Raw genomic sequence first — 25,167 nt, 5'->3', positions numbered from 1 at the left:
TGCTAAAATAAAAGTACTCTACACAGCTTAATAGTAGATGATAATGAGGGGAGAGGAAAATGAAGATCGGCTTTTTTACGGATACTTATTTTCCACAAACGAGTGGGGTGGCTAGCTCAATTCAGACCTTAAAAGAAGAATTGACCAAGGCCGGCCACCAAGTTTATATTTTCACCACGACAGATCCTAAGGTGAAAGAGGATCAAGCGGAAGAAGGAATATTTAGGTACGAATCCATTCCCTTTCTCTTTTTTAAAGAACGTCGGGTGGCGGTGACAACTTTGCGACCGATTTATAAGAAGGCCAAAGAATTAGACTTAGATATCATCCATACCCATACCGAGTTTACCATGGGGATTTTTGGCGTCATGGTGGCCCACCGTTTGCGTTTACCAATTGTGCACACTTATCACACCTGGTATGAAAATTACCTGCATTATATCTTAAATGGTCACTTAGTGCCTAAGGCGGCGGTTAAGTCCTATACCCGTTATTTTTGTCAATTAGCCAATACGGTTATTGCTCCTAGCCAAATGATCCGCCAAGTGTTACAGGAATACGGTGTTGAGCGCCCGATTGAAGTCATACCGTCCGGTGTCCGTTTCTCAAAGCAGTTAGCAAAGGCAGACCGCCAACAATTAAAGGATGAGCTGGGGCTTGCGGATGACCAGCTGGTTCTTATCACGGTTAACCGAATTGCCCAAGAGAAGAATTTAGATAGTTTAATTCGGCAGATGGCTCAACTTCTGGAACTTATTCCCCAGGCTCGACTACTGATAGTCGGTGATGGACCGGAAAAAGACCACCTAATGGCCCTTAGCCAAGAACTCAAGATAAGTCATGCAGTTATTTTTACTGGGATGGTTCCCCATGAAGAAATTAACGGCTATTATCAAATCGCTGATATTTATGTGAATTTATCCGTGACTGAGACCCAGGGAATTACCTTTATCGAGGCCATTGGCAATCACCTGCCTATCGTAGCTATGAAGAATGACTATTTACTTAACTTAAATCGGACAGCTCCGATTGGTAAATTACTCGACCGGGTTGACCAGTTCAGCCAGGCAGTGCTTGCCTTAGCAGAGTCAACTTCTGAAAATTGTCAAGCCTTCAAGCGCTTAGAGCAGGAAATTTCTGCCCAGACTTTTTATGAACGGGTCTATGCCTTGTATACCTCTTTAATAAGAAAGCAAGAAAGTCAGATGGAAGATGACGATACTAGCCTTTTTGAGAAAATTTCCGAAAATATCTGGCCCTTTCAATAATTTTTCCTTTTCATTTCATGACTTTTTGTTAAAATGAAACAAGAGTAATGAAAGGGGACAGAAAATGCAAGCTTCACAACTAAAAGCGATTATTTCTCGACTTGAGGCCATGCTTGAAGAGGGATCAGATATTGAAGTGAGACGATTTGAAAAAGAGGGCGAGGAACGATGCATGGTGCGCTATGATCGTGAAAGTGAAAGCTTTCTATTAATCGAGCATGGGGTAGATCAAACTTTTCAATTTGATGACATCGACCTAGCCGCTATGGAGATTTATGACCTCATTCAATAATTTGACTAACAAACAGCCTGGAGATTGTCCAGGCTTTTTCTGTAGCTGGACATTGGCCTGATCTTGTTAAACAAAGTTGACTTAGTGTATAATGAAAATTCAGAAGAGAAAGTGAGGCAATTATGAAAAAGACATTAAGGGAGATATGTCGCCTACTTGATGAACGAGGGCAATTAAAGAGTCCGCTGCTAACGAGCCAGGCGTCCGTCCAAAACTTAAGTTACAATTCCAAAGCGGTTTCTGAAGGAACCTTATTCTTCTGCAAGGGAGCTCACTTTAAGCCTGCTTATTTAGAACAAGCCCAAGCTTTAGGAGCCATTGCCTATGTGAGTGAGCAGGACTATGGCCTGGATCTATACCTTATACAAGTGGAAGATATCCGTTTAGCCATGCCCATTATTGCGGATTTCTTTTACCAAGCCCCTTACCAAGCCTTTCACCTAACTGGGATTACGGGAACTAAGGGGAAGACAACGACTACCTTCTATTTAACTAAGATTCTTGATTTATATCAGGAAAGCTTAGGAAAGGAGCCAACTGCCTATCTGTCTTCCTCAAGTTATTATGATGGAGTTGACCAAGGAGAATCCCACTTAACCACGCCCGAGTCCCTTGAACTTTTCTATCGCTTTAACCATGTCCGCGAGTCAGCAATCGACTTTATGACTATGGAAGTCTCCAGTCAGGCTCTCAAGTATCACCGGGTAGCAGAAGTTCCCTTTGAAGTCGGAGCTTTTCTGAATATTTCCACGGACCATATTTCGCCAAGCGAGCATCCCAATTTCGAAGATTACTTTATGAGTAAGCTTAAGCTTTTTGACCAAAGTCAGTTGGCGGTGATTAACTTAGACGCTGACCATATCGACCGAATTTATCAAAGGGCAAGCGACTCAAAAACGGTCAAGAAAATTGTGACGGTTTCGACTAAGGATGAAAAGGCCGATTATCTGGCTAAGAATATTGTGTCTGGGTCTGATCAACAACACTTTGTCTTACATGCTCCTGACTTTGAAGGAGAAATCCGGATGAAGATGCTGGGCCGGTTTAATGTAGAAAACGCCCTAGTCGCTATTGCGATTGCTCGCTACTACCAAGTTCCCTATGAAATCATAAAAAAAGCCTTACAAGCAGCACAAACTGAAGGTCGGATGGAAGTCTATCATTCTACGGATAAACGCATCCATGCTATCGTTGACTTCGCCCACAATAAATTGAGCCTAGAAAAACTTTTTGAAGCAAGCCGACAAATGTATCCTAAGGCCCATAGCATTGTGGTCTTTGGCTCTGCAGGGGACAAAGCAATTTCTAGACGCAAGGATTTAGGGGAAGTCGCCGCCCAATATGCGGATGAAATTATCCTCACCATGGATGACCCTGGGACTGAATCAGTGGAAAAAATATGCCAAGAAATCAACCAACCCATTCAAGCGGCTCAGCGCCAGGCAAAAATTATCCCTAATCGTCCCCAAGCGATTGACTATGCTTTTCAACAAGCTTCTGCTTATGATGGAGAGGTCGTGGTCTTGATTGCTGGTAAGGGGGATGAAGATACCATGAAAATTAATGGTGTCGACCAAGCTTACCCAACCGATCGCTATTATGTGAAGCAGGCTTTAGAAGAAATACCCAAGCATTAGATAAGAAGGAGGCAAGTATGGTAAGTAAGAAGATAGCTATTTTAGGTCTAGGAACAGTTGGTCAGGGTGTATTCCGCGTTTTGCGCGATCATCAGGCCAAAATTACCAGCCAACTCCACCATGCCCTTGAAGTAAAAAAGATCTTTGTCAGAAGCCCCGAAAAAGTCACCGAAGAATTTTCTAGTCAGGCTGAGATTGTTACTGATTATCAGGAGATTATTGCTGACCCTGACATTGATATTGTGGTTGAAGTTATGGGTGGCATAGATTTTGCCAAGCAATGTATTGAAGGCGCTCTTCAAGCAGGCAAAGCGGTGGTTACTGCCAATAAGGACCTTATTTGTGAACATGGAGCTGCCTTAAGTCAACTCGCTGAAACTAAGGAACTTGACTTACGCTTCGAGGCGGCGGTCGCTGGTGGCATCCCTATCTTAAACACCTTACGCAATAGTTTTGCTGGCGATGAAGTCACTGAAATATTAGGGATTCTAAACGGAACCTCTAACTTTATTATTAGTGAAATGACCGAAAATGGGTCTAGCTACCAAGAAGCCTTAGCTAAAGCTCAGAAACTCGGTTTTGCTGAAGCTGATCCTAGTGCCGATGTTGATGGCCTTGATGCTGGGCGTAAGGCGGTTATCCTCGCCAAGATGGGATTTGGTATTAGTCTCAATTTAGATGATGTGATGATCAAAGGGATTAGTGACTTAAATGCGGTGGATATAGAGATCGCTAAGAATTTAGGTTACGTGATTAAATCCTTGGCAGTCCTCGACCGTCAAGGAGAAAAATTTGCTTGTGAAGTGCAAAGCTTTCTACTAGAAAAGTCACATCCATTAGCCATGGTTAAGCAAGAGATGAATGCTGTTTATACCAAGAGCAAGGCTGGGGGAGAAATGATGTTTTACGGTCCCGGAGCCGGCGAGTTGCCAACAGGGGTTGCTGTTGTGAGTGATATCATCCAAGTCGCTAAGAACCAGGAAGATGATGACTACCAAGTCTTTGCTAATTATCGTTTAGATGAAAAGGTCCACTTGTCTGCCCAAGCCAACTATCCTTATTACTATCGTTTAGCCATCCAGGACCAGAGTCAAGGCCTAAAGACCCTGCTCGATCTTCTCAACCAAGAAGGAATCTCTATCAACCACTTGGGGAATTACCAAGAGGGAATGCTGTATATTTTAACCAGTCCAGGAAGCTATTCTTCTCATCAAGCAATTGCCAAGCAGCTTGAAAACGCTCAAGGAGTGGAATTATTGGCTTCCTACCCTATTTTTAATGAAGAGAAGGAGGACTAAAGCATGCAGCGTGTTATAGTTCCTGCCACTTCAGCCAATTTAGGCCCAGGTTTTGACTCGGTCGGGGTGGCTGTCGACCTGTATTTGAGAGTAGATCTTATCGGCCCTAGTCAAGAATGGGAAATTAGACATAACCTGGGGGATGATGTCCCAACTGATGAGAATAACCTATTGATAAAAACTATTCTCGATCTTGCCCCCCAAACACCGCCCCAACAATTATATATGCACAGTCAGATTCCCATCACACGTGGCCTAGGGAGCAGTTCCAGTGCCATTGTTGCTGCTATTGAAATTGTTGATTATCTCAATCAATTCCAGTGGTCACTTAGCCACAAAATCAATTTAGCCAATAAAATCGAAGGGCATCCTGATAATATTGCTCCTTGTTTAGCAGGTGGACTAGTGATTGGAGTGGCTATCGGTTCGGAAGAAGTGATTTGGTCTAAGGAAGTCTTTCCTAATACTCGCCTAATCGCAACCGTGCCTCATTATCAACTATCAACCAAAAAAGCTCGCGAAGTCCTACCCGACCGCCTGTCATACGCTGATGCTGTTCGGGCCAATGGAATGGGAAATGTTCTCGTTTCCAAGTTAATGGAAGGTAATCTGGATGATGCGGGCCGTTTAATGGAACAGGACTATTTCCACGAGCCTTATCGCAAGAGCTTAGTGCCTGAATTAGAACAAGTGCGTCAACTTTTAAAGGGCGTTCCTGGAGTCTATGGCACTTATCTTAGTGGAGCAGGTCCTACCGTCATGACTATGGTCCAGGCTTCCCATAGTCAAGGAATTAAGGACTTACTGGAGGCTAGCCTTGAAGAGGCCAGCCTCTATGACCTTGCTATTGATGATAAGGGGAGTCGCTTTGAAGAAGTGAAAACCCTGGATGAGTTTGAATAATATGCTTAAACACGACTTCTAGCCGCTAGTTTTAGAAGTCGTGTTTTCCTCTATTTAAAAGAACCAATCAATTATCAATGTCAATGATTATGCTATAATATAAGAAATGTAGAGAGGAGAGGGATATGCTCACAGACTACTTCCTACCGACCTGGTTGGTAGATACAATTTATTCCATTTCTCCCCAAGCCCTAAAGAGCTTGAGTGTGAAAGGGATAATAACTGATTTAGATAATACCTTAATTGCCTGGGATTTTCCGGATGCTACCCAGGAATTGATTGAATGGGTTAAAGAGATGCAAGAAAATGGCATTGAGGTTATGATTTTATCCAATAACAATGAACAGCGGGTAAAACATGTCGCAGATCAATTACAAGTTCCATACTATTCAGCAGCTTTTAAACCCTTTCGCAAGGGAATAAGACATTTATTGAAAATTTCCGGCTTAAAAGAAGAAGAAGTTATTATCATTGGCGACCAGCTATTGACTGATATTTTTGTGGCCAACCGGCAAGGCTTGCGCAGTGTCTTGGTCCGACCGGTGACCAACAGTGATAGTGTAGTCACGCGGATAAACCGTCGTATCGAAAGCTTTGTCTTTAATGGACTAAAAAGACGCTATTCAGAATTAAAGTGGAGGGATCGGATTGACTGAGGAAGTCCTTTATTGTATTGGTTGTGGAGCGAGCTTGCAAACAGACCAGCCCAAGGAGCGAGGCTATACTCCAAAAAGTGCCTATGATAAGGGGGTAGAAAGTGGCGACCTCTATTGCCAGCGCTGTTTTAAATTGCGCCACTATAACCAATTAGAAAAAGTCCAAATGACCCCAGCAGAATTTAGACAGATTTTACATGAGATCAGTGAGGACGATGCTTTAATCGTCAATGTCATTGATATTTTTGACGTACAGTCCACCATTATTCCGGCCTTAGAACGTTTAGTGGGAAATAATGATATTGTATTTGTAGCGAATAAAGTTGACCTGCTCCCTAGTGATGTCAAAAGCAGTAAAATTGAAGCCTGGCTGAGGAAATATTTAAAGGACCAAGGTTTTAAAGCTAGAAATGTCTTCCTAACCTCTGCCGTCAAAAATAAAGCCATAGATGATCTCTTTAGCTTTATTGACCAACACCGCAAGGGCCGCAATGTCTACATTGTCGGAGTAAGTAATGTGGGGAAATCGACCTTAATTAACAGTATGCTCAGGGCCCAAGGCTTTAGCGATAGTGTCATTACCACCAGTCAATTTCCAGGAACGACTCTAGATTTGATAAAAATTCCTTTTGATGAAGCGAGTGACTTAATTGACACGCCTGGTATTCTTAAGGACAGTCAAATGACCACTTTACTGGATTATAAGAGTATTGAGCAAATCCTCCCCCAAAAACGGATAAAGCCGAGAACCTTTCAATTAAATCCGGGTCAGAGTTTATTCCTAGGAGGAATGGCTCGCTTTGACTACTTAGAAGGAGCCAAACAGGGGGTAACAGTTTACTTGAGTAATCAAGTGGACATTCACCGTCGAAAAACTGAAGGATCTGATGAATTCTTAGCCAAGCACCAAGGAGACTTACTCACTCCGCCAAGTGCCAGTGAAGTCGAGCGATTTCCCGATCTGGTTAGTCAGGTCTATACCATTAAGGAGCCATGTGATTTGGTTATTGCTGGCCTAGGTTGGCTAAGTATCAAAAAACCAGGAAAAGTAGCTATTTATGCACCTAAAGCAGTCGATATTTTTCAAAGAAAACCACTTATTTAGGAGGAAATATGCTAATAAATAAACAAAAAAAGGCAATCAAAAAAGCAGCTCATCATGAGAAGGCTATTTTGCAAATTGGAAAAAGCGGTTTAAAAGATGAGTTAATGGAACAAATTGACCAAGCTCTAGAGAAGAGAGAGCTAGTTAAAATCTCAGTTTTACAAAATGCCGGGATTGAGACCGACCAAGCTCTTGAAGCCATTGACCAGGCCCTAGCGCCTCAATTCGCTTATAGTATCGGACACACTATTGTCCTTTACCGGACTTCCTCAGAGGAAAAGAACCAAAAGCTATCGAAAGAAATTCGCGCCTTAAAAAATAAAGGAGTGTAATGAATGGCTGAGAATAGGCAAAGACAAGGGGATTACAGCTGCCAAGTCCTTGAAGAAGCCCAGGAAAGCAGTTCGGCTAAAAAAAGAATTGGTCTTTTAGGGGGGACCTTCAATCCCATTCACCAGGGGCATTTGATGGTGGCTGAACAGGTCTATGAAAAGTTATGCCTGGACCGCGTGGACTTTATGCCTAGCAATCTTCCGCCCCATGCCGAGCATAAGGAGACCATTGCTGCCGACAAACGTTTGGCCATGCTAGACCTTGCCATCCAAGCAAATGACCACTTTGCAATAGAAAAAATTGAGCTGGATCGTCCCGGTAAATCCTATACTTACGATACCATGGATATCTTGACCACTCTCCACCCTGACAATGAGTATTATTTTATTATAGGCGGTGACATGGTGGAAAACCTCCCCAAGTGGTACCGGGTTGGAGAATTATTGCAGCTTTGTCATTTTGTCGGGGTCCAAAGACCTGGCTATGATATGCCGAGTGATTATAATATTATCTATGTCGATAGTCCTCAAATTGATATTTCTTCAAGCTATATACGTCAAAGCGTCCATAAGGGATCTAGCATCCGCTACTTATTGCCTGAAGAGGTCAGAGACTATATTGATAAGGAAGGGTTATATCGTGACTAAAGAAATAAGTTATTCCCACAAATACATTGTGGCTAGTCGTGAAGACTTAATTAAGGCGTTAAAGAATAATTTATCAAAGGATCGCTTCGAACACTGTTTACGGGTGGAGTCCACCGCTATAGAACTCGCCCAAAAATATCAGTTGAACTGGGAGCGGGCAGGGATAGCTGGCTTGCTCCATGACTATGCCAAAGAAGACAGCCTAGCCACATTAAAGGCATATGTCCATTTTCCTGGTTTCGATGAAGAGTGGGTGAACTATGGTAATGCGATCTGGCACGGCCCCCTGGCAGCGATGAAGGCTGTGGATGAATTTGGCCTACACGATCTAGAAATTTATTATGCCATTTATAAGCACACCACTGGAAGTATTGACTGGACTGATACTGCTAAGTTAGTCTTTTTAGCTGACTACATGGAGCCGGGCCGCGATTTTCCTGGTGTGGATCAAGCTCGGGCCTTAACTGAGCAATCCCTTGATTTGGCAGTGGATTATAAAATTAAGCAAAATCTAAAACATCTGCTTGACAAGGGACAAAGTATTTATCCTGAAAGTTTAGCGGTATATAATGCTTGGATTAATAAGAAAGGAAAGAGTGAATGACTAATCAATTAAATCGTCCGTTAATGGAGCTTATTGTAAAGGCAGCTGATGATCGTTTAGGGCAAGACATTGTCGCTTTAGAAGTTAACCAATTAACTCCACTGGCTGATTATTTCGTTATTGTTAGCGCTAAAAATGACCGACAAGTCAACGCCATTGTGGAAAGTATTGCGGAAGCTGTTGAAGCAGCAGACTATACGGTTAAAGGCATTGAAGGGAAAGACGGCCATGCTTGGGTATTAATTGACTGTGTGGATGTTATTGTCCATGTCTTTAATAAAGAAGTACGTAGTCATTATAATATTGAAAAATTGTGGAATGATGCGCCATTGGTCAATTTAACGGCTTTATTGGAAAATGATGATGAAGACTAACCAATATGCCTTGTTTAGCGAAGTCTACCATCAAATTTTTGACCAAACCCTCTACCAGAACTGGCAGAATTATTTAGAAGATCAGGTCCATAGTCGCTTGACTCATCAAGAAGGACTAAAAATTTTGGATATGGCTTGCGGAGATGGGCGCTTAACCCTGGAACTGGCTAAGGCCGGCTATGATGTGACAGGCATGGACCTGTCTGAAGAAATGTTATCCATTGCTCAAGCAGAGATGCAGGAGGCAGGGGTTTACGTTCCTTATTTTCAAGCAGATATGCGCAGTTTTAAAACTGAGACAAGCTATGACCTGATTTCCATCTTTTGTGACAGTATCTGTTACTTAGACAGTCTAGCTGACTTAGAAGCTACCTTTAAGGCTTGCTATGAGGCCTTAGAAAAGGGTGGCCTCTTGCTTTTTGATATCCATAGTTCTTACCAGATGAATTGCATATACCCTGACTTTCAATGGGTGGATAGCTGGGATGATGCTGTTTTTACCTGGCAAAGTGACCAGCTGAGGGGGCCTAATACCATCGATCATTTATTGAATATCTTCGTTAAGGATGAGGCCAGTCAACTTTACCAGCGCTTTGAAGAAGTCCATCAGGAACAAATTTGGCCCCTAAAAAACTATCAAGAAGCCTTACTCAGCTCAGGTTTTACTGATATTCAAATCACAGCAGACTTTAGCCAAGATAAACCTAGCCAAAAGAGTCGCCGCCTCTTTTTTTCCTGTAAAAAGTAAGTAGATATTTTCCAGGGGAAGACTGAATGAGTTAAGGAGGTAAACCTAACATGTCTGTCTGTGGAATGATTGTAGAATGGAATCCTTTTCATAATGGCCATGCTTATCTGATCCAACAGCTTAAGGGCCGTCAACCGGATACAGTTATCATTGCTATAATGAGTGGCAATTATGTCCAAAGGGGTCAAGCCGCCTTGCTTTCTAAGTGGCAACGAGCGGAAGTCGCTTTAAAAAATGGATGCGACTTGGTGATAGAACTTCCCTTCTGGTATGCTGTTCAACCGGCTGACCTCTTCGCAGAAGGGGCGGTGGGTTGCCTACAAGCACTGGGCTGCCAGCAATTAGCTTTTGGTAGTGAGCTAGAGGATTTTGCACCTTACCAAAAATTAGCCCAATGGGTGAGTGACCATGAAGAAACTGTGGCTTTGAAACAGCAAAATGAAGCCTTTCATGCCAATAATTATGGCAAGAGCTCGATTAGTCTCCTAGCTGATTTAGTGGCGGAAGTGCCTGAATTAAGGCATTTAAAGATCGATTTCACTGATAACAGTAATGTCTTATTAGCCTATTCTTATGCCAAGGCCAATGCTAAGTATCAAGCGCCCATGACCCTAACCGCAATCAAGCGACAAGGAAGTCAGCACCGAGACCAAGACATGAGCCCAGGGGCTAATTATGCTTCCAGTACCAGTATTAGGAAGGCACTGCTAGAGGACCAGGTAGACCCCCATCAGCTTGACCAGCTGATGCCCAAAGCAATGGTGGAAAAGCTTGAATTAGTCAATTATGACAGTTCCTGGTCAGCTTTGTACCCCTTATTGCGTTATAAAATCCTATCTGAATCCCGTCATAAGCTGGCAGACTATTATCAAGTTTACGAAGGCATTGAAAAAAACTTTATCGAAGCCGCCCGGAAGGAGACCTGCTATGCCGATTTTCTTAATCAGGTTACCAATAAAAAATGGTCTAAATACCGGATTCAACGGGCGCTTTTGATGATTTTTTTAGGGGTTTCTGACCAGGAAATGCAGGATCATTTGAAAAAACGTCAACCTCTCTATCTTTTGGGGGCCAATTCTAGGGGAAGAAAGTATTTAAAAGGCTTAGAAATTACAGATCCATCTTCTTATGCTATGATAAACCGTGTAGGCAGGGATGAAAGTAAGGCCTGGCCTTTATGGATTCGTGTGGATGAAATCTATCAGCAAGTAGTTATGAAAAGTAAAGAAAGTCAGCTTTTCGCTCATCCTCCGATCATGTTATAAAAAATAGTGGAAAGGGAGCAAGTAGAGAAAAAGATTGTCAAGGAAATAACATTGACAAAGCGATTGAAAATCGGTATAATTTTTCTTGTTGCTTAATGGTGGTCAATGATGAAATGGTCTTTTCAAGAACTCCGTATAAAAGCCCAAGATCCCTTAAAGGTTGATAAGACCTTGGACCTTAAAGATGATTTAATGAATAAAAATCAAGAAGTCCTCGATTTATCACCAGTAGAGGTTCAAGGGTATTTGATATACGACGATCATACAGTATTGGCTCAATTAGAAATAGCTTTAACTATAACGCTCCCATCTTCACGGTCTCTTGAACCGGTAGATGTGGCAATGCAGTTTCCAATTCGAGAACGCTATATTGAATCAGGTTGGCAAAGTGAACTTGTCCAAGACGAGGACAACTTAGTGATTGAACTTGAGGATAATACAGTGGATTTGGGGAGGGCCATTGTTGATAATATCATCACACATATCCCTCTTAAACGATTGACGCCTGATGAGTTGGAAGCAACAGAATTACCATCTGGCGACGATTGGAATTTAATGACAGAAGCTTCATTTCAAAATGAAGAAAAAGAATCGAATCAAATCGATCCCCGCTTTGCCAAGTTGAAGGATCTATTGAGCGATGATACTTCTGAATCATAATCTGAAACTAATTAGGAGGTGTAATGGAGATGGCAGTACCAAAACGTAAAACATCAAAACAAAGAAAACGCAAACGCCGTACTCATTACAAGTTGGAAGTTCCAGGAATGGTTACTTGTCCAAATTGTGGTGAATACCGTAAGTCACATCATGTCTGCCCAAGTTGTGGATACTACGATGGCCAAGACGTGATGTCTAATAATGAAGATGCAGAATAATGATTCTGCTGTAAGAGGTTGGGACATAAGTCCTGATCTCTTTTTTATTTTCACTTTATTTTTCTTTTAGCTAATTCCCAAGCAACTTAATTATTATGTCTGCTGAATGAAAGGGCTTTTGCTTTTTTTGACTTTAGGTTAGTATATAGATGTCATTTTGAGAGAGCTGGCAACAGTCAGCTTATTCAATCAATTTGCTTGAGATACTATTATTAGCTTTACTCATTAAGGAGGTCAGACAATGTCGTTTTCATGGACAGAAATTATCATTTATCTCATGCCTTTTTTAACTTTATTTTTAGCCCTTTATTTTCGTCAGTATTTAAATGATGGACGCCATATCCACTTGTTACCTATTGATGTCATGCATCCTATATTATGGCTATGCTTCCATTATTTAACTGAGACCATTTTTTATTTTTCCTTACTTCCCCTGTATTTTATTGTTTTGGGGATTCTGGGGCTCTGGGGCTTGTACCAAGAGGAAAAAGGAGAGGGGGCTTTTCGCTGGACCCGTTTCTTTAGGAAACTCTCCAAGCGTCTCTTTGTTCTGACCTCTATTTCCTACTTACTTATGCTTATCGTTCGTTTTATCCAAGTTATTATTAAATAGGTCTTTTTCGTAAATACTAGAGCAAATAGCTCAGCCTAGAAAGGGCATTTTCCTTTCTAGGTTGGGCTTTTTTTCTGCCCTTTTTTAGGAAAGTGGGGGATGTGGTAAATTTTCAAAAATATTTGGGGAATAATGGAGGATTGTGGAGGATTGTGGTAAACTAATATTATCTTAGTATTCTAGGCGGACCAGGGACACAGAAAGGCGAAAAATTATGTTAATGGGAGAATATAAACATAATATTGACAGCAAGGGTCGCCTGATTATGCCTGCTAAATTGCGCGATGATTTAGGGGAAAACTTTGTGATTACTCGGGGCTTGGATGGCTGTATTTTTGGTTATCCGAAAGCTACCTGGGATCTGGTCCAGGAAAAGTTAAAACAACTTCCCTTAGCTAAGAAGGATGCCCGGGCCTTTACCCGTTTTTTTACTCGGCTGCACAAGAGGTAGAACTGGATAAGCAAGGGCGGATTAATATTCCCCAAACCTTGATCGATTTTGCCCATTTAGAAAAGGCCTGTCGCGTGATTGGTGTTAGTGAACGGATTGAAATCTGGGATGAAGGGCGCTGGCTAGCAGAAGCTGAGTCGCTTTCTGATAACTTTGAAGATATTGCAGAAAACCTATTTGATTTTGGTCTTTAGGAGAAGGAGGCCCCTATGACAGAAACATTTCATCATATTACGGTTCTTTTAAAAGAGACGGTTGATGACTTAAATGTTAAAGAAGATGGTTCTTATGTCGATTGCACCCTGGGAGGCGGCGGTCATACCAGCTATCTCTTAAGTAAACTATCAGCCAAGGGCCGTCTTTATGCTTTTGACCAAGATATCCAGGCCATTAACCATGCTAAGGAGCGTTTTGCTGATGCGATTGCAGCTGGACAACTGACTTTGATCCATGCTAATTTTGCTCAGTTAGAAGAGCAGCTTGCCCAAAGAGGCGTTAAGCAAGTTGACGGTATTCTTTATGACTTAGGCGTGTCTTCCCCGCAATTAGATGATAGAGAGCGGGGCTTTTCCTATAAGCAGGATGCTCCCTTGGATATGCGGATGGACCAAAGTCAAACACTGACTGCCAAAGAAATTGTCAATGACTGGTCTTACGTTGACTTAGTTCGCATCCTCAAACGCTATGGTGAGGAAAAGTTTGCCAAGGCCATTGCTCGCAATATTGAAAACCGTCGGCAAAAAGCAGCCATTACCCGAACGTCTGAATTAGTGGAAATTATCAAAGAAGCCATTCCCGCTCCAGCCCGCCGCAAGGGTGGACACCCAGCTAAACGCAGTTTTCAAGCCATCCGTATCGCAGTCAATGACGAATTGGGAGCTATTGAAAGTTCCTTAAGTCAGGCTTTGCAATTGATAAAGGTTGAAGGGCGGATTGCTGCCATTAGCTTTCAGTCTTTAGAAGACCGAATTGTCAAGGTCATGTTTAAAGAGGCCAGCACTGTGGATAATCTTCCTAGCCAGTTACCCTTATTGGAAAGCCAATTGCCCCAAGCTAAGTTTCGTTTAGTAAATAAAAAGCCGATTTATCCCAGCCAGGAAGAATTAGACAAGAATTCACGGGCACAAAGCGCCAAGTTACGTGTCATTGAACGGGTATCGGAGTAATTTGAGAGGAGTCGTTAATGTGTCATCACCAGCACTTGAAAGAGAGAAAGCTAAACTTCAATATGCCCTGCCTAAGGAGGAAATTGATCATAGGTATAGTCATTCAGCAAAATCTTTAAATGGTCACTACCATGTGGAGACCTCTACTTTTTTTACGGGAAAAGATTTTTTGCTTTCAGCAGGAATGATTCTCTTTTTAATGGTGGCGATTTTTTGGCTGATTAATGCACGTTCATCAGTGGATGCTAAAAGACAAGAATTACAAAATGTGCAAAGAGAAACACAGGCCTTAAAAACGGAAAAAGGGAATCTCCAACAAGAAGTTAATGAACTATCTAGTTATGAAAGAGTTATGCAGTATGCTAAGGACAACGGCTTGAAGCTAGAAGAAGAAAATATAAGGAATGTCACCAATGAAACATCAAAATAGCAAGCAAAACCGTTTACAATTTCTGCATATCATGATGCTTTTGGTTAGTTTTATTTTTGTCCTCTTTGTAGGGAGACTGGCTTATATCATGCTGGGTGGAGAAGTTGATGGGGTGGACTTAAGAGCAAGTGCACAGCAACAATATGGAAGAAGTAGTATTCAAATAGCTAAGCGTGGAACCATCTATGATGTTGGTGGCAACGCCATAGCTACGGATGCTACTTCTTATAATTTATACGCTGTTTTAACCTCCGCTTGGGCCGATGAAGGCGCCGAACCCATCCATGTTCCTGATGATCAAAAAGAGCACACTGCGGAAGTCTTAAGTAAGCATATTGATATGTCAAAAGAAGACATCCTCAAACAATTAAACACGGAAAATGCCACCCAAATTGAATTTGGCCAAGCTGGGAAAAACCTTTCCTATGCGAAAATGCAAGAAATTCAAAATGAAAACCTGCAAGGGATCCACTTTGACCCCCAACCTTCCCGCCTATATCCGTCGGGAATCTTTGCCTCTCACGTGATTGGTTATGCCCAATTTCAAGAAGCAGAAAATCCCCTGGATAGTCGCCTCGTGGGACAATTAGGTTTAGAGAAGAGCTTAGACTCCCATCTGGCAGGAAAGAATGCTATCAAAGATTACCAGGCTGGCCATGACCAAGTCGCTGTCAATGATGCCAATAGTGATGATAATGAAGCGGCTAACAGTGAAGCTAAAGATGGCTTAGATGTCTACACGACCATCGATACCCGTTTACAAACCTACCTAGAGGGTTTGATGTCTAACATCTATGATAATTACCATCCTGAATCGATGACAGCCATGTTGGTTGAGCCTTCCACTGGGAATGTTCTTGCAGCCAGCCAACGACCGACTTTTAACATGCAAACCCGCAAAGGGATTGAAGATATGTGGACTAATCTTTTGGTTGGCGAAGCCTTTGAACCTGGGTCAGTCATTAAGGTTTTAACCATTGCTGCTGCCATCGAAGAAGGCGTTTTTGATCCTGATGCTACCTACCAATCGGGGAGTATTATTGTGGATAGTATCCGCATTAGTGACTGGAATAAGGTCGGTTGGGGAACGATTACCCAGTTAGAAGGATTATCCCAATCATCTAACGTGCTTGTGGTAAAATTGGTTCAAGCCATGGGCTATGATACCTGGCATAAGTATATGGTGGAGTTTGGCTTAACTCAGAAACCTAATTCAGGTTTTTCTGATGAAATAGCGGGTTCGATGAATTATGATGAAGAACTCCAAAAGGCCAATACCGCTTTTGGACAAGGGATTCAAGTTACGCCTTGGGCCCTAATGCAAGCATATACCGCAGTAGGAAACGGCGGCAAGATGATGAAATTACATGTGATTGACCGCCTAGAAAAAGAAGATGGCAGTATTGAAGTTGTTAAACCAGAAGTGATTTCTTCACCGATTTCTGAAGAAACCGCTCAAAAAACCCTGAAAGCCTTGGAGTCCATCGTCTATGCCCCAACTGGTACTGGTAAAATCTATGATGTTGAAGGTACCCGCCTAGCGGTTAAGACTGGGACAGCAGAAATTTTTGACGAAAAAGCGGGTCGTTACTTATCCGGTGAATCGAATTATTTACATTCAGTTGTCGGCTTTGCACCTTCCGATCATCCCCAATATATTTTATACTTAACCCTAAAGAAACCATCTCCTTCAGCAGGAAAGTTGGCCCAGGTACAGCTTTCAGAAATTTTTGTTCCCTTTATGAAACGGGCGATGGAATATGGGAAGTTAGACCAATCCGACCAAGCCCATTTAACAGCAGTGCCTAATGTGGTTAACAGCAGTATCCAAAGTGGCCAGCAAACCATGCAGGGAAATGGCTTTGTCAACGTTGAGGTCATTGGTGACGGGGATAAGGTGATTGAACAATTTCCACAAGCGGGTACCAGACGGTCTTTAGATAATCGTGTTTATCTCTTAACTAATGGGCAAGTGGAAATGCCTAACTTCCTTGGATTAGAAAAGACGGAAGCTATTACCTTAGCACGTTTGTTAGGAATTAATCTCAAAGTGAATGGTGAAGGTAAAGTGATCAGTCAAAATATTGAACCTGGTCGACCAATTGCTGATGGCCAGGGGCTTACTGTAGAATTACAATAATGAGAACGGGAGAATCATTTATGCTATTTACCTTTATATTGAGTTTTTTAATAACGGTTATCTTAATGCCAATCTTTATCCAATGGATGCATGCTAAACAATTTGGTCAGGAAATTTTAGCCATTGGTCCCAGCTGGCACAAGCAAAAAAGTGGTACCCCTACTATGGGAGGTTTAGTTTTTCTCTTTGCTAGTTTGCTGGCCTTGACCATTCACAAACTTTGGCATTCGTATTTTTCTCTTCCTTTAGTTACTCTAATGCTTTCTTTGATTCTTTTTGCTGGAATCGGTTTTGTGGATGACTTTTTGAAAATTTTCAAAAAACAAAATGAAGGCCTTACATCGAAGCAAAAATTTCTATCTCAGCTTATGGCATCAGCCGTTCTGATTCTGGCCATGTATTTTTCGGGGTTAAACTTTTCCTTACCGCTTCCCTTTGGCTTTAGTACATCCTCATTTTTAGTGGTCTTTATTTTTGCGGTTTTTTGGATCACCGGTTTTTCAAATGCTTTCAATCTCACCGATGGAATTGACGGTTTAGCCAGTGGTAACGGAATTATTAGCTTAACTGCCTATCTCATTATCTTCTTAAAACAAGGGCAGATGGACCTGGCGCTTTTCAATGTTGCCTTGATTGCTTCTTTGTTTGGTTTTCTAATCTTTAATATGAAAACTGCTAAAGTCTTTATGGGTGACGCTGGTTCATTGGCAATTGGCGCTAGCTTAGCGGTGATTAGCTTAATGAGTGGAAATCCTTGGAGTTTACTAGTTTTCGGTTTTATTTACGTTGTAGAAACGGCTAGTGTCATGATTCAAGTCACTTATTTCAAAAAGACTGGTAAGCGAATCTTTAAAATGACCCCCATCCACCACCATTTTGAAATGGAAGGTTGGAGCGAGTGGAAAATTGACTTTGTTTTATGGGGCATTGCTGCAGCTTTAAGTGTTATCGGAATTTTTATTTTTTAGGAGTATATTATGGAGCAAACATCTAGTAAGCAAACAGTAAAGAATAAAAAGGTTTTGGTCTTAGGCTTGGCCAAAACGGGTCTGAGTGTGGTTAAGAAACTCGCTGCCGAAGGTGCGATTGTGACTGTCAATGATAAACAGCCCCTAGATGAGAATAAAGCCGCCCAAGATCTCATTGAGCATAATGTTCGTATTATTTCTGGCTATCATCCTATTGAACTCCTAGACGAGGACTTCGCTTTCATGGTCAAAAATCCTGGCATTCCTTACAGTAATCCTATGGTTCAAAGAGCCCAAGAGTTGAATTTACCGATTTATACTGATATTGAACTTCTAGCCTGGTTTAACCAAGCGGAGGTCATTGGCATTACCGGGTCAAATGGTAAGACAACCACCACCTCTTTATTGGGAGAGATCTTACAAGGCGCTAAGGAATTAACCGGAAAAACGGAAGTAGCCGGTAATATAGGCATTCCGGCCTTAACCGCCAGCCAAGGCTTAAGTTCTCAAGACCGCTTAGTGTTAGAATTGTCCAGTTTTCAATTAATGGGAATTGAAACTTTTCGCCCCCATATTGCAGCCATTATTGACCTCTACCCCACCCACTTAGACTACCATGGAAGTATTGAAAATTACCTTGCTGCTAAATGGCGGATTACTAAGAACCAAGGACCGGACGATTACTTACTATTAAACTATGACCAAGAAATCCTTTGGCAAAAGGCTAAGGAAAGTTCTGCCCAAATTATTCCGATTTCTATAGAAAGTGAGTTGGAGAAAGGGGCATGGTATAATGAAAAAGAAGGAACCCTAATGTGGGGGAGTGAGACGGTCTTAAAACGAGAAGACCTCTTCTTACCTGGTAAACACAATGTTCAGAATGCCTTAGTCGCTCTTGCCATCGCTAAATTATTAGGCGTAAGCAATGCAAGTATCCAAACAGCTTGTTCACAATTCCATGGGGTCAAACACCGGATTCAATTTGTTGATCAAATAAAAGAACGCCGCTTTTACAATGATTCTAAGGCGACTAATAACGAAGCCAGCATCACAGCCTTACGCAGTTTTAAAGAGCCCTTAGTATGGATAGCTGGTGGCTTGGATCGGGGAAATGGTGTGAAAGAACTATTAAAAGAGCTAGGTCAGGTGCATGCCTTAGTAGCTATGGGAGAAACCCAGGATAAATTTATCGATCTCGCTAATAAGGCAGGAATTTCTCAAATTAGTGTCGCTAAAAATATTGAAGAGGCGACCCAAGCCGCTTACCGTTTAAGCCAGCCAGGAGATGTGATTCTTTTATCCCCTGCCTGTGCTTCTTGGGACCAATACCCTAATTTTGAAGTGCGTGGTCAACGCTTTATCGATGCAGTAGCAGAATTAAAGAAACAGGAAAGCTAAAAAGGAGTTTTACTATGCGAATCGTTTTATCTGGTGGTGGTACAGGCGGGCATATTTATCCAGCCTTAGCACTGAGGAAAGAAATTTTAAAGCAATACCCCCAAGCGGAATTCCTCTATATTGGAACAGAAATGGGTCTTGAAGGGAAAATTGTTCCTAATTTGGGCATTGACTTTCAGACGATTAGAGTCCAGGGGCTAAAACGCTCACTTTCCTTTGACAATGTGCGCACTCTAGCCTACATGGTCAAAAGTATTCATCAATGTAAAAAATATTTAAAAGCTTTCCAACCAGATGTGGTGATAGGAACAGGTGGCTATGTTTGTGCACCGGTTCTTTACCAAGCCGCTAAGATGAACATTCCAACGATTATTCATGAACAAAATAGTGTTGCTGGGGTCACCAATAAGTTTCTCAGTCGCTATGTTGATAAAATTTGTATTTGCTATCCTGAGGTCAAGCAAGATTTTAAACATCACAAAAATAAGGTGGTCTTTACGGGAAACCCTAGGGCCCAAGAATTAGCTGGAGATAGTTCTCAAGTTGATTTAGAAAGCTTTCAATTAGATAATGACCTGCCTACAGTACTTATCTTTGGAGGAAGTCGGGGGGCACAACGGATCAATGAAGTGGTTTTGGACATGGTGGGTGAACTACAACACCGGTCCTATCAAAGTATCATTGCTACTGGAGATATTTACTATGAGGATTGGCAGGCTCGTTTTCCTAATATGGAGAACTTTTCCAATGTTAGGATCCTGCCGTATATCAATAATATGCCTGAACTTATGCGTAAGGTAGACTTAGTCGTTTGTCGGAGCGGAGCAACGACGCTCACCGAACTGACGGCAGTCGGTACACCGAGTATCTTGATCCCTAGTCCTAATGTGACCAATAACCACCAACAACATAACGCTGAAAGCTTGGTCAACAACCAAGCTGCCAAAATGATCCTAGAAAAAGACCTCAGCCCTAAACGTTTACTGCAAACTATTGATGAACTAATGACTAATCCGGGTAAGCGTATCCAAATGAGTCACCAAGCGAAAAACTTAGGCGTCCCTGATGCTAGTGATCGGATTATTCAAGTTATTAAAGATCTGCTTTAAAGGAGGTTATTATGGTTGATTGGGATAAGGAAGCCCAACGCTTTCGTCAACGGCGTCAAGAGGCCGAGAAGCAGGAAGAATTGGCTTCAAGTGAAGGGCAAGCCGATGAGCCCAGTGATGACCCTGGACTAAGTCAAGCGCTTCCGCAAAAACACTTAGGGCTAGAAGATAAGCAACAAGGCCTGCCAAATGAAGAAGAGGCAAAGGGCGAAGATTTTGCTAAAGATCAAGAGCAAAAGCACAAAAAGACTTTTAATCATAGAAAATATATCAATTGGACCTATTTATCTCGGTCAAAGAACAAAAAACTGCAGTTAAAATCAGTCTCATGGTCACGATTGATTTTAGCTGCTGCTTTCCTTTTTATGATTATTTTTAGTGCCTTCTGGCTTTCACCACTTAACCGTATCGCTACAATTGAAGTAAGTGGGAATAATATTGTCCCCCAAGAGCAGATTCTCTATGGATCAGGCTTACGGGAAAATATGACCTATCTAGGGATTGAATCAAAAACCGGGGTGGTGGATAACCGCTTAAAACAATTGTTCCCCAGTGTCCGCAGTGTTCAGCTGAATGCTAAGGGAAATCGAACGGTCGAAGTTAATGTCCAAGAATTCCGTGCCATTGGCTATGTGAAGAAACAAGATTTTTATTACCCGGTTTTGGAAAATCATATTATGCTTGATGGGGCTATTCCTTATCTTGACCAGGATATTCCCCTCTTTACTGGTTTTGAAGACCAAGAACTACTTCACCTGGCCAACCAACTTTCCAAATTGTCTGATGACTTACTGGCTAAGATTAATGAAGTTGTGAATATTAGCGATGATAATTACCCTAACCACATTGCTTTAAAAATGGAAGATGGCAATATCGTGGTAGGTTTTATCGATAGTATTGCTGACCGGATGCAGTACTATGACCAAATCGTTAGTGAATTAGAAGGAAAAACCGGGGTAATTAATATGGAGGTAGGGAGCTATTTCCAAGAAAAGAATCCCCTCAACGATCCTTTTGCGAGTCCGGAGGAAAAAGCTTCCTACCAAGAAAAAGTGGACCAGGCCAAGGAAAAGTCTAAAGAAAAGCAGGCAAAGGCTGATAAGCATAGCAGCGAGTCTAAGCTAGGAGATAAACCTAAGCCAAGAGGAGAGCAAAGCGGAGCAAGTGAGGAAGTGACTTCTTCACAAAGGCAAACGAGTAGTCAGTCCAGCCCTAGACCCGGCACTAATTCGAGCCAGCAGTCATCAACAGTGACTCAGACTAGGTCAAGTAATTCTTAAAATTTATCTATTAAATTGGATTGAAAAAAAGGACTTGTCTCTTATACAATGATTAAAAACAATTAATAGTCCTATTTGCTGGGCAAGCGGTAGAAGTAAAAAGACCGATTACTAACAAATTCGTTTCGTCTTAATAGGATTTATGTTAAAATTAATTGCGATATAGTCATATCTAATACTTATAGAATTAAATAGGAGGTTTCAATCATATGGTTCAACCCAAAACATATGTAGGATTAGACATTGGAACCACTTCCGTCAAAGTCGTTGTTGCCGAAAATGTTAATCAACGTTTAAATATTATCGGTGTTGGTAGTCAACGCTCTGAAGGCCTAAGCCGAGGAGTAATTGTTGATATTGATAAAACCGTCGAAGCGATTAGAAGTGCAGTAAACCAAGCCGAACAGAAAGCTAACATACAAATTGATCGAGTGGTTGTCGGCGTTCCAAGTAATCAAATTAATATTGAACCTTGTTACGGAATGATTGCCGTTTCAGGAGAAAATCGAGAAATCACCGACAAGGACGTCTACAATGTCTTATCAGCAGCTAAAGTGAGAGCTGTACCCCCAGAGAGAGAAATTATTTCAGTTGTCCCTGAAGAATTTATCGTTGATGGTTTTGATGGCATTCGCGACCCACGTGGTATGATTGGCGTACGTTTAGAATTATACGCCAGCATGATTACCGGTCCTAAAACCATCATTCACAACATTAAACGTTGTGTCGATAAAGCTGGTCTCATTGTTGATGACCTAGTTGTTCAACCCTTGGCCAATGGTCAAGTGGCCTTATCGGAAGATGAACGCGATTTTGGAACTATTATCATTGACATGGGTGGCGGGCAATCTACAGCCAGTGTAATTCATGAAGGTCAATTAAAATTCTCTTATGTTGATCAAGAAGGTGGAGAATATGTGTCAAAAGATATTTCCACCATACTCAATACGACTTTAGAAAATGCTGAACGTATTAAATTAGAATATGGCTACGCAAAATCAGACGTTACCAGTCCTGATGAATATTTCCCAGTTGAAACGATCGGGAAAAAAGACCCTGTTCGTGTTGATGAACAGTATCTTGCAGAAATTATTGAAGCACGTTTACAACAAATATTTGAAACGCTAAAGAAAGCCCTAGACCAAGTGGAAGCCTTTGAACTTCCTGGAGGAGTTGTGATCACCGGAGGAGCCGCTTCCTTACCAGGTTTAGTTGATTTGGCTGAGGAAATGTTTGGCACGGATGTTAGGTTCTATATTCCTGAACAAGTTGGCCTAAGAAATCCAAGCTTTACAACAGCATATGGCGTTGTGGCTTATGCAGCTAAGCTCCCAGATATTTATCATGTTGCTCAAGGAAAAACCCATTCTGTAAACAGTAATCAAAGTAAACCAAGTTACCAAGCTTCCAATCAAGCCCTTCATCAAGAGGCAGTTGTGGATGAACCAACTTATAAGGATTCTGTAACGAATGATGAGCGTGATGTTTATGCAACAGCTGAAGATGCTGGTCAAGATTATCAAGATGACAACCAAGAAGATGAAGGATTCTTACAAAAAATACGTCAAGTTTTTGATGATATGTTTAGTTAAGAGGGAATTGCTTATAAATTAGGAGGATTAACTATGGATTTAGAATTTGATAATACTGCAGAATACAACAATAACGCTAACATCAAGGTCATTGGTGTTGGTGGTGGGGGTAACAATGCTGTTAACCGCATGATCGAGGAAGGTGTTAAGGGTGTTGAATTTATTGTTGCTAATACTGATACCCAAGCCTTGGCTAACTCTAAAGCAGATGCAAAGATTCACTTAGGCCCTAAAGTGACCCGTGGCCTTGGTGCTGGGGCCCAACCAGAAGTAGGGCAAAAAGCCGCTGAAGAAAGTGAAGACCAAATTCGCGAAGCACTAGAAGGTGCTGATTTAATCTTTATTACCGCTGGCATGGGTGGTGGTACTGGTACCGGTGCTGCTCCAATTGTTGCTCGTATTGCTAAGGAAGACTTAGGTGCCTTAACCGTTGGGGTAGTTACCCGTCCATTTACCTTTGAAGGTCCTAAACGTGGTCGTGCAGCTGCAGAAGGTATTGCCAACATGAAGGAATATGTGGATACCTTAGTGACCATTTCTAACAACCGTTTATTAGAAATTGTTGATAAGAAAACCCCAATGCGGGAAGCCTTTGGTGAAGCGGACAATGTCTTACGCCAAGGGGTACAAGGAATTTCTGACTTGATTACCTCACCCGGCTATGTGAACTTGGACTTTGCTGACGTGCGTACTGTGATGCAAGACCAAGGGACAGCCTTAATGGGCATTGGTACAGCAAGCGGGGAAAACCGTACCGCTGAAGCAACTAAGAAGGCCATTTCTTCACCATTATTGGAAGTCTCCATTGATGGCGCTGAACAAATTCTCTTGAATATTTCTGGTGGGGAAGACCTAACCTTATTTGAAGCCCAAGACGCTGCTGAAATCGTTGGTGCAGCTTCTTCTAGCGAAGTGAACATCATTTTTGGTACCACTATCAATGATCGTTTAGATGACGAAGTGGTGGTAACCGTTATTGCTACCGGGATTGATCCTGAACGTCGCCAAGAAAAACAACGTAAGGCAAAAAAGCAACGTCCCGTTAGCCAAGCTACACCAAATTATCAAGATCAAGCCTTTCAAAACCAAGGACAAGCCAGAAATTTGGGGAACCGTCCCGAATACTTTGAAGAAAAACAAGTTCCAAATAACCAAGCTTTCCAAAACCGTCAAGGACAAGTAAGCCAAGAGCCTTGGAATGATTCAGGACGTAATTATGGTGGCCAAGACCCACGCTACCAACAAGACAACCGCTTTACTGATAACGTTAGTGAAGATGATGAGTTAGACACACCACCATTCTTTAGAAAGCGTCGTCGTTAAGATCATGACGATTCAAGCGAATGTAAAACAAATTGAAGGTATCATAGAGGATACTAAGCAATCAGCGTGTTCTTCAAACAAGGTCACGCTGATTTGCGTTTCTAAATATCATAGTCCTGAAGAGGCCATGGCAGTATACCATTGTGGCATCCGTCACTTTGCAGAAAATTATGTCCAAGGCTTATTAGCTAAAAAAGCAGCTATGCCGGATGATGTGATTTGGCATTTAATCGGGCCTTTGCAGTCACGAAAGGTCAAAGAGGTTATTAATGAAATCGACTATTACCATGCCTTAGACCGTATAAAGATAGCTAAAGAGATCGACAAGCGGGCGGCCAAAGAGATTAAATGTTTTGTTGAAGTGAATATATCTGGAGAAACTTCCAAACATGGTCTAACAAAGGAAGAGACCCTTCCCTTCATCAAACAATTAGCTGAATTTAAGAAAATCAAGGTAGTTGGTCTGATGACCATGGCTCCGAGTGCCGCCAGTGACTCAGAAGTTCAAGAAATTTTTAGACAATTGGCAAGCTTGCGTGACCAAGTTGCTGACCAGCAATGGATGCACGCTCCTTGCACCGAGCTTAGCATGGGAATGAGCCAAGACTATCCACTTGCCATTAAAGAAAGGGCCAGCTTTATTCGAGTAGGGGCAGCTTTCTTCAAAGACTAGCCAAAAAGGTAGGAAT

At 41.9% G+C, this 25,167-nt stretch carries 26 protein-coding genes and 1 pseudogene; all 27 read left to right on the top strand.

What is annotated here, in order from left to right:
• Positions 1-59 precede the first annotated feature (59 nt).
• The 27 genes and pseudogenes from HMPREF9243_RS06785 to HMPREF9243_RS06660 all read left to right on the top strand — a co-directional run bounded on the left by HMPREF9243_RS06785 (position 60) and on the right by HMPREF9243_RS06660 (position 25,151).
• Positions 60-1,268, top strand: coding sequence for a glycosyltransferase (locus HMPREF9243_RS06785; RefSeq protein ID WP_013668624.1), 1,209 nt, complete (start codon positions 60-62; stop codon positions 1,266-1,268).
• 64 nt (positions 1,269-1,332) lie between these two features.
• The gene (locus HMPREF9243_RS06780) at positions 1,333-1,560 is read left to right on the top strand and encodes a YkuJ family protein (RefSeq protein WP_013669196.1); all 228 of its coding nucleotides are present in this window, start codon (positions 1,333-1,335) and stop codon (positions 1,558-1,560) included.
• 122 nt (positions 1,561-1,682) lie between these two features.
• On the top strand, positions 1,683-3,197 hold the full coding sequence (locus HMPREF9243_RS06775) for a Mur ligase family protein (RefSeq protein WP_013670127.1): 1,515 nt from the start codon (positions 1,683-1,685) through the stop codon (positions 3,195-3,197).
• A 17-nt stretch (positions 3,198-3,214) separates the two neighbouring features.
• Positions 3,215-4,495, top strand: coding sequence for a homoserine dehydrogenase (locus tag HMPREF9243_RS06770; protein WP_013668985.1), 1,281 nt, complete (start codon positions 3,215-3,217; stop codon positions 4,493-4,495).
• Between the two features lie 3 nt (positions 4,496-4,498).
• Complete coding sequence (gene thrB / locus HMPREF9243_RS06765; protein ID WP_013669543.1) at positions 4,499-5,398, top strand: homoserine kinase; 900 nt, start codon at positions 4,499-4,501, stop codon at positions 5,396-5,398.
• A 125-nt stretch (positions 5,399-5,523) separates the two neighbouring features.
• Positions 5,524-6,054, top strand: a complete 531-nt coding sequence (locus tag HMPREF9243_RS06760; RefSeq protein ID WP_013669417.1) for a YqeG family HAD IIIA-type phosphatase — start codon at positions 5,524-5,526, stop codon at positions 6,052-6,054.
• Positions 6,047-7,159, top strand: a complete 1,113-nt coding sequence (gene yqeH, locus HMPREF9243_RS06755) for a ribosome biogenesis GTPase YqeH (RefSeq protein WP_013668564.1) — start codon at positions 6,047-6,049, stop codon at positions 7,157-7,159. Before HMPREF9243_RS06760 ends, yqeH begins: the two co-directional genes overlap by 8 nt.
• Before the next feature lie 8 nt (positions 7,160-7,167).
• Positions 7,168-7,491, top strand: coding sequence for a YhbY family RNA-binding protein (locus HMPREF9243_RS06750; RefSeq protein WP_013669958.1), 324 nt, complete (start codon positions 7,168-7,170; stop codon positions 7,489-7,491).
• A gap of 3 nt (positions 7,492-7,494) precedes the next feature.
• A complete protein-coding gene (locus HMPREF9243_RS06745) occupies positions 7,495-8,139 on the top strand; it encodes a nicotinate-nucleotide adenylyltransferase (RefSeq protein WP_013669021.1) in 645 nt (214 codons plus the stop codon).
• A complete protein-coding gene (yqeK, locus tag HMPREF9243_RS06740) occupies positions 8,132-8,743 on the top strand; it encodes a bis(5'-nucleosyl)-tetraphosphatase (symmetrical) YqeK (RefSeq protein WP_013669530.1) in 612 nt (203 codons plus the stop codon). Before HMPREF9243_RS06745 ends, yqeK begins: the two co-directional genes overlap by 8 nt.
• On the top strand, positions 8,740-9,117 hold the full coding sequence (rsfS, locus tag HMPREF9243_RS06735) for a ribosome silencing factor (RefSeq protein WP_013669212.1): 378 nt from the start codon (positions 8,740-8,742) through the stop codon (positions 9,115-9,117). Before yqeK ends, rsfS begins: the two co-directional genes overlap by 4 nt.
• Positions 9,107-9,865: a class I SAM-dependent methyltransferase gene (locus tag HMPREF9243_RS06730; RefSeq protein WP_013668644.1), complete on the top strand. Its 759-nt coding sequence runs from the start codon at positions 9,107-9,109 to the stop codon at positions 9,863-9,865. The genes rsfS and HMPREF9243_RS06730 overlap by 11 nt, the downstream gene beginning before the upstream one ends.
• Before the next feature lie 50 nt (positions 9,866-9,915).
• Complete coding sequence (locus tag HMPREF9243_RS06725; protein WP_013669639.1) at positions 9,916-11,130, top strand: nucleotidyltransferase family protein; 1,215 nt, start codon at positions 9,916-9,918, stop codon at positions 11,128-11,130.
• A 108-nt stretch (positions 11,131-11,238) separates the two neighbouring features.
• Positions 11,239-11,790 carry a DUF177 domain-containing protein gene (locus HMPREF9243_RS06720; RefSeq protein WP_013668711.1) on the top strand — a complete coding sequence of 184 codons (552 nt, stop codon included), beginning with the start codon at positions 11,239-11,241 and terminating at the stop codon, positions 11,788-11,790.
• A gap of 29 nt (positions 11,791-11,819) precedes the next feature.
• Entirely contained in the window at positions 11,820-12,008 is a 189-nt protein-coding gene (gene rpmF, locus HMPREF9243_RS10355; protein ID WP_081456691.1) for a 50S ribosomal protein L32, read from the top strand.
• A gap of 241 nt (positions 12,009-12,249) precedes the next feature.
• Positions 12,250-12,621, top strand: coding sequence for a DUF3397 domain-containing protein (locus HMPREF9243_RS06715; RefSeq protein ID WP_013668766.1), 372 nt, complete (start codon positions 12,250-12,252; stop codon positions 12,619-12,621).
• A gap of 214 nt (positions 12,622-12,835) precedes the next feature.
• A pseudogene (mraZ, locus tag HMPREF9243_RS06710) lies at positions 12,836-13,266 on the top strand (division/cell wall cluster transcriptional repressor MraZ).
• Between the two features lie 15 nt (positions 13,267-13,281).
• Positions 13,282-14,238, top strand: a complete 957-nt coding sequence (rsmH, locus tag HMPREF9243_RS06705) for a 16S rRNA (cytosine(1402)-N(4))-methyltransferase RsmH (protein ID WP_013669381.1) — start codon at positions 13,282-13,284, stop codon at positions 14,236-14,238.
• Between the two features lie 19 nt (positions 14,239-14,257).
• Positions 14,258-14,668: a cell division protein FtsL gene (ftsL, locus tag HMPREF9243_RS10005; protein WP_013668707.1), complete on the top strand. Its 411-nt coding sequence runs from the start codon at positions 14,258-14,260 to the stop codon at positions 14,666-14,668.
• On the top strand, positions 14,652-16,808 hold the full coding sequence (locus HMPREF9243_RS06695; protein WP_013670017.1) for a penicillin-binding protein: 2,157 nt from the start codon (positions 14,652-14,654) through the stop codon (positions 16,806-16,808). Before ftsL ends, HMPREF9243_RS06695 begins: the two co-directional genes overlap by 17 nt.
• 20 nt (positions 16,809-16,828) lie before the next feature.
• Positions 16,829-17,776 carry a phospho-N-acetylmuramoyl-pentapeptide-transferase gene (gene mraY / locus HMPREF9243_RS06690; protein WP_013668497.1) on the top strand — a complete coding sequence of 316 codons (948 nt, stop codon included), beginning with the start codon at positions 16,829-16,831 and terminating at the stop codon, positions 17,774-17,776.
• A 9-nt stretch (positions 17,777-17,785) separates the two neighbouring features.
• Positions 17,786-19,174 carry a UDP-N-acetylmuramoyl-L-alanine--D-glutamate ligase gene (gene murD / locus HMPREF9243_RS06685; RefSeq protein ID WP_013669746.1) on the top strand — a complete coding sequence of 463 codons (1,389 nt, stop codon included), beginning with the start codon at positions 17,786-17,788 and terminating at the stop codon, positions 19,172-19,174.
• 14 nt (positions 19,175-19,188) lie between these two features.
• On the top strand, positions 19,189-20,283 hold the full coding sequence (gene murG, locus HMPREF9243_RS06680; protein WP_013669244.1) for an undecaprenyldiphospho-muramoylpentapeptide beta-N-acetylglucosaminyltransferase: 1,095 nt from the start codon (positions 19,189-19,191) through the stop codon (positions 20,281-20,283).
• An 11-nt stretch (positions 20,284-20,294) separates the two neighbouring features.
• Positions 20,295-21,563, top strand: coding sequence for a cell division protein FtsQ/DivIB (locus HMPREF9243_RS10000; protein WP_013668687.1), 1,269 nt, complete (start codon positions 20,295-20,297; stop codon positions 21,561-21,563).
• Between the two features lie 209 nt (positions 21,564-21,772).
• Positions 21,773-23,155, top strand: a complete 1,383-nt coding sequence (gene ftsA, locus HMPREF9243_RS06670; RefSeq protein WP_013669695.1) for a cell division protein FtsA — start codon at positions 21,773-21,775, stop codon at positions 23,153-23,155.
• 33 nt (positions 23,156-23,188) lie between these two features.
• Positions 23,189-24,478, top strand: a complete 1,290-nt coding sequence (gene ftsZ, locus HMPREF9243_RS06665; protein ID WP_013670070.1) for a cell division protein FtsZ — start codon at positions 23,189-23,191, stop codon at positions 24,476-24,478.
• Positions 24,479-24,482: 4 nt separating this feature from the next.
• Complete coding sequence (locus tag HMPREF9243_RS06660) at positions 24,483-25,151, top strand: YggS family pyridoxal phosphate-dependent enzyme (RefSeq protein WP_013669488.1); 669 nt, start codon at positions 24,483-24,485, stop codon at positions 25,149-25,151.
• Positions 25,152-25,167: the final 16 nt, after the last annotated feature.

This window comes from Aerococcus sp. Group 1 (genome assembly GCF_000193205.1).
Lineage (GTDB): Bacteria > Bacillota > Bacilli > Lactobacillales > Aerococcaceae > Aerococcus > Aerococcus urinae_A.
The sequence above is the reverse complement of the archived record's forward strand: the minus strand, read 5'-3'. Positions and strand labels throughout refer to the sequence as shown.

Coding starts and splice junctions, on each gene's coding strand:
- HMPREF9243_RS06785 (WP_013668624.1), top strand. CDS start 60: ATGAAGATCGGCTTTTTTACGGATACTTATTTTCCACAAACGAGTGGG.
- HMPREF9243_RS06780 (WP_013669196.1), top strand. CDS start 1,333: ATGCAAGCTTCACAACTAAAAGCGATTATTTCTCGACTTGAGGCCATG.
- HMPREF9243_RS06775 (WP_013670127.1), top strand. CDS start 1,683: ATGAAAAAGACATTAAGGGAGATATGTCGCCTACTTGATGAACGAGGG.
- HMPREF9243_RS06770 (WP_013668985.1), top strand. CDS start 3,215: ATGGTAAGTAAGAAGATAGCTATTTTAGGTCTAGGAACAGTTGGTCAG.
- thrB (WP_013669543.1), top strand. CDS start 4,499: ATGCAGCGTGTTATAGTTCCTGCCACTTCAGCCAATTTAGGCCCAGGT.
- HMPREF9243_RS06760 (WP_013669417.1), top strand. CDS start 5,524: ATGCTCACAGACTACTTCCTACCGACCTGGTTGGTAGATACAATTTAT.
- HMPREF9243_RS06750 (WP_013669958.1), top strand. CDS start 7,168: ATGCTAATAAATAAACAAAAAAAGGCAATCAAAAAAGCAGCTCATCAT.
- HMPREF9243_RS06745 (WP_013669021.1), top strand. CDS start 7,495: ATGGCTGAGAATAGGCAAAGACAAGGGGATTACAGCTGCCAAGTCCTT.
- rsfS (WP_013669212.1), top strand. CDS start 8,740: ATGACTAATCAATTAAATCGTCCGTTAATGGAGCTTATTGTAAAGGCA.
- HMPREF9243_RS06730 (WP_013668644.1), top strand. CDS start 9,107: ATGAAGACTAACCAATATGCCTTGTTTAGCGAAGTCTACCATCAAATT.
- HMPREF9243_RS06725 (WP_013669639.1), top strand. CDS start 9,916: ATGTCTGTCTGTGGAATGATTGTAGAATGGAATCCTTTTCATAATGGC.
- HMPREF9243_RS06720 (WP_013668711.1), top strand. CDS start 11,239: ATGAAATGGTCTTTTCAAGAACTCCGTATAAAAGCCCAAGATCCCTTA.
- rpmF (WP_081456691.1), top strand. CDS start 11,820: ATGGCAGTACCAAAACGTAAAACATCAAAACAAAGAAAACGCAAACGC.
- HMPREF9243_RS06715 (WP_013668766.1), top strand. CDS start 12,250: ATGTCGTTTTCATGGACAGAAATTATCATTTATCTCATGCCTTTTTTA.
- rsmH (WP_013669381.1), top strand. CDS start 13,282: ATGACAGAAACATTTCATCATATTACGGTTCTTTTAAAAGAGACGGTT.
- HMPREF9243_RS06695 (WP_013670017.1), top strand. CDS start 14,652: ATGAAACATCAAAATAGCAAGCAAAACCGTTTACAATTTCTGCATATC.
- mraY (WP_013668497.1), top strand. CDS start 16,829: ATGCTATTTACCTTTATATTGAGTTTTTTAATAACGGTTATCTTAATG.
- murD (WP_013669746.1), top strand. CDS start 17,786: ATGGAGCAAACATCTAGTAAGCAAACAGTAAAGAATAAAAAGGTTTTG.
- murG (WP_013669244.1), top strand. CDS start 19,189: ATGCGAATCGTTTTATCTGGTGGTGGTACAGGCGGGCATATTTATCCA.
- HMPREF9243_RS10000 (WP_013668687.1), top strand. CDS start 20,295: ATGGTTGATTGGGATAAGGAAGCCCAACGCTTTCGTCAACGGCGTCAA.
- ftsA (WP_013669695.1), top strand. CDS start 21,773: ATGGTTCAACCCAAAACATATGTAGGATTAGACATTGGAACCACTTCC.
- ftsZ (WP_013670070.1), top strand. CDS start 23,189: ATGGATTTAGAATTTGATAATACTGCAGAATACAACAATAACGCTAAC.
- HMPREF9243_RS06660 (WP_013669488.1), top strand. CDS start 24,483: ATGACGATTCAAGCGAATGTAAAACAAATTGAAGGTATCATAGAGGAT.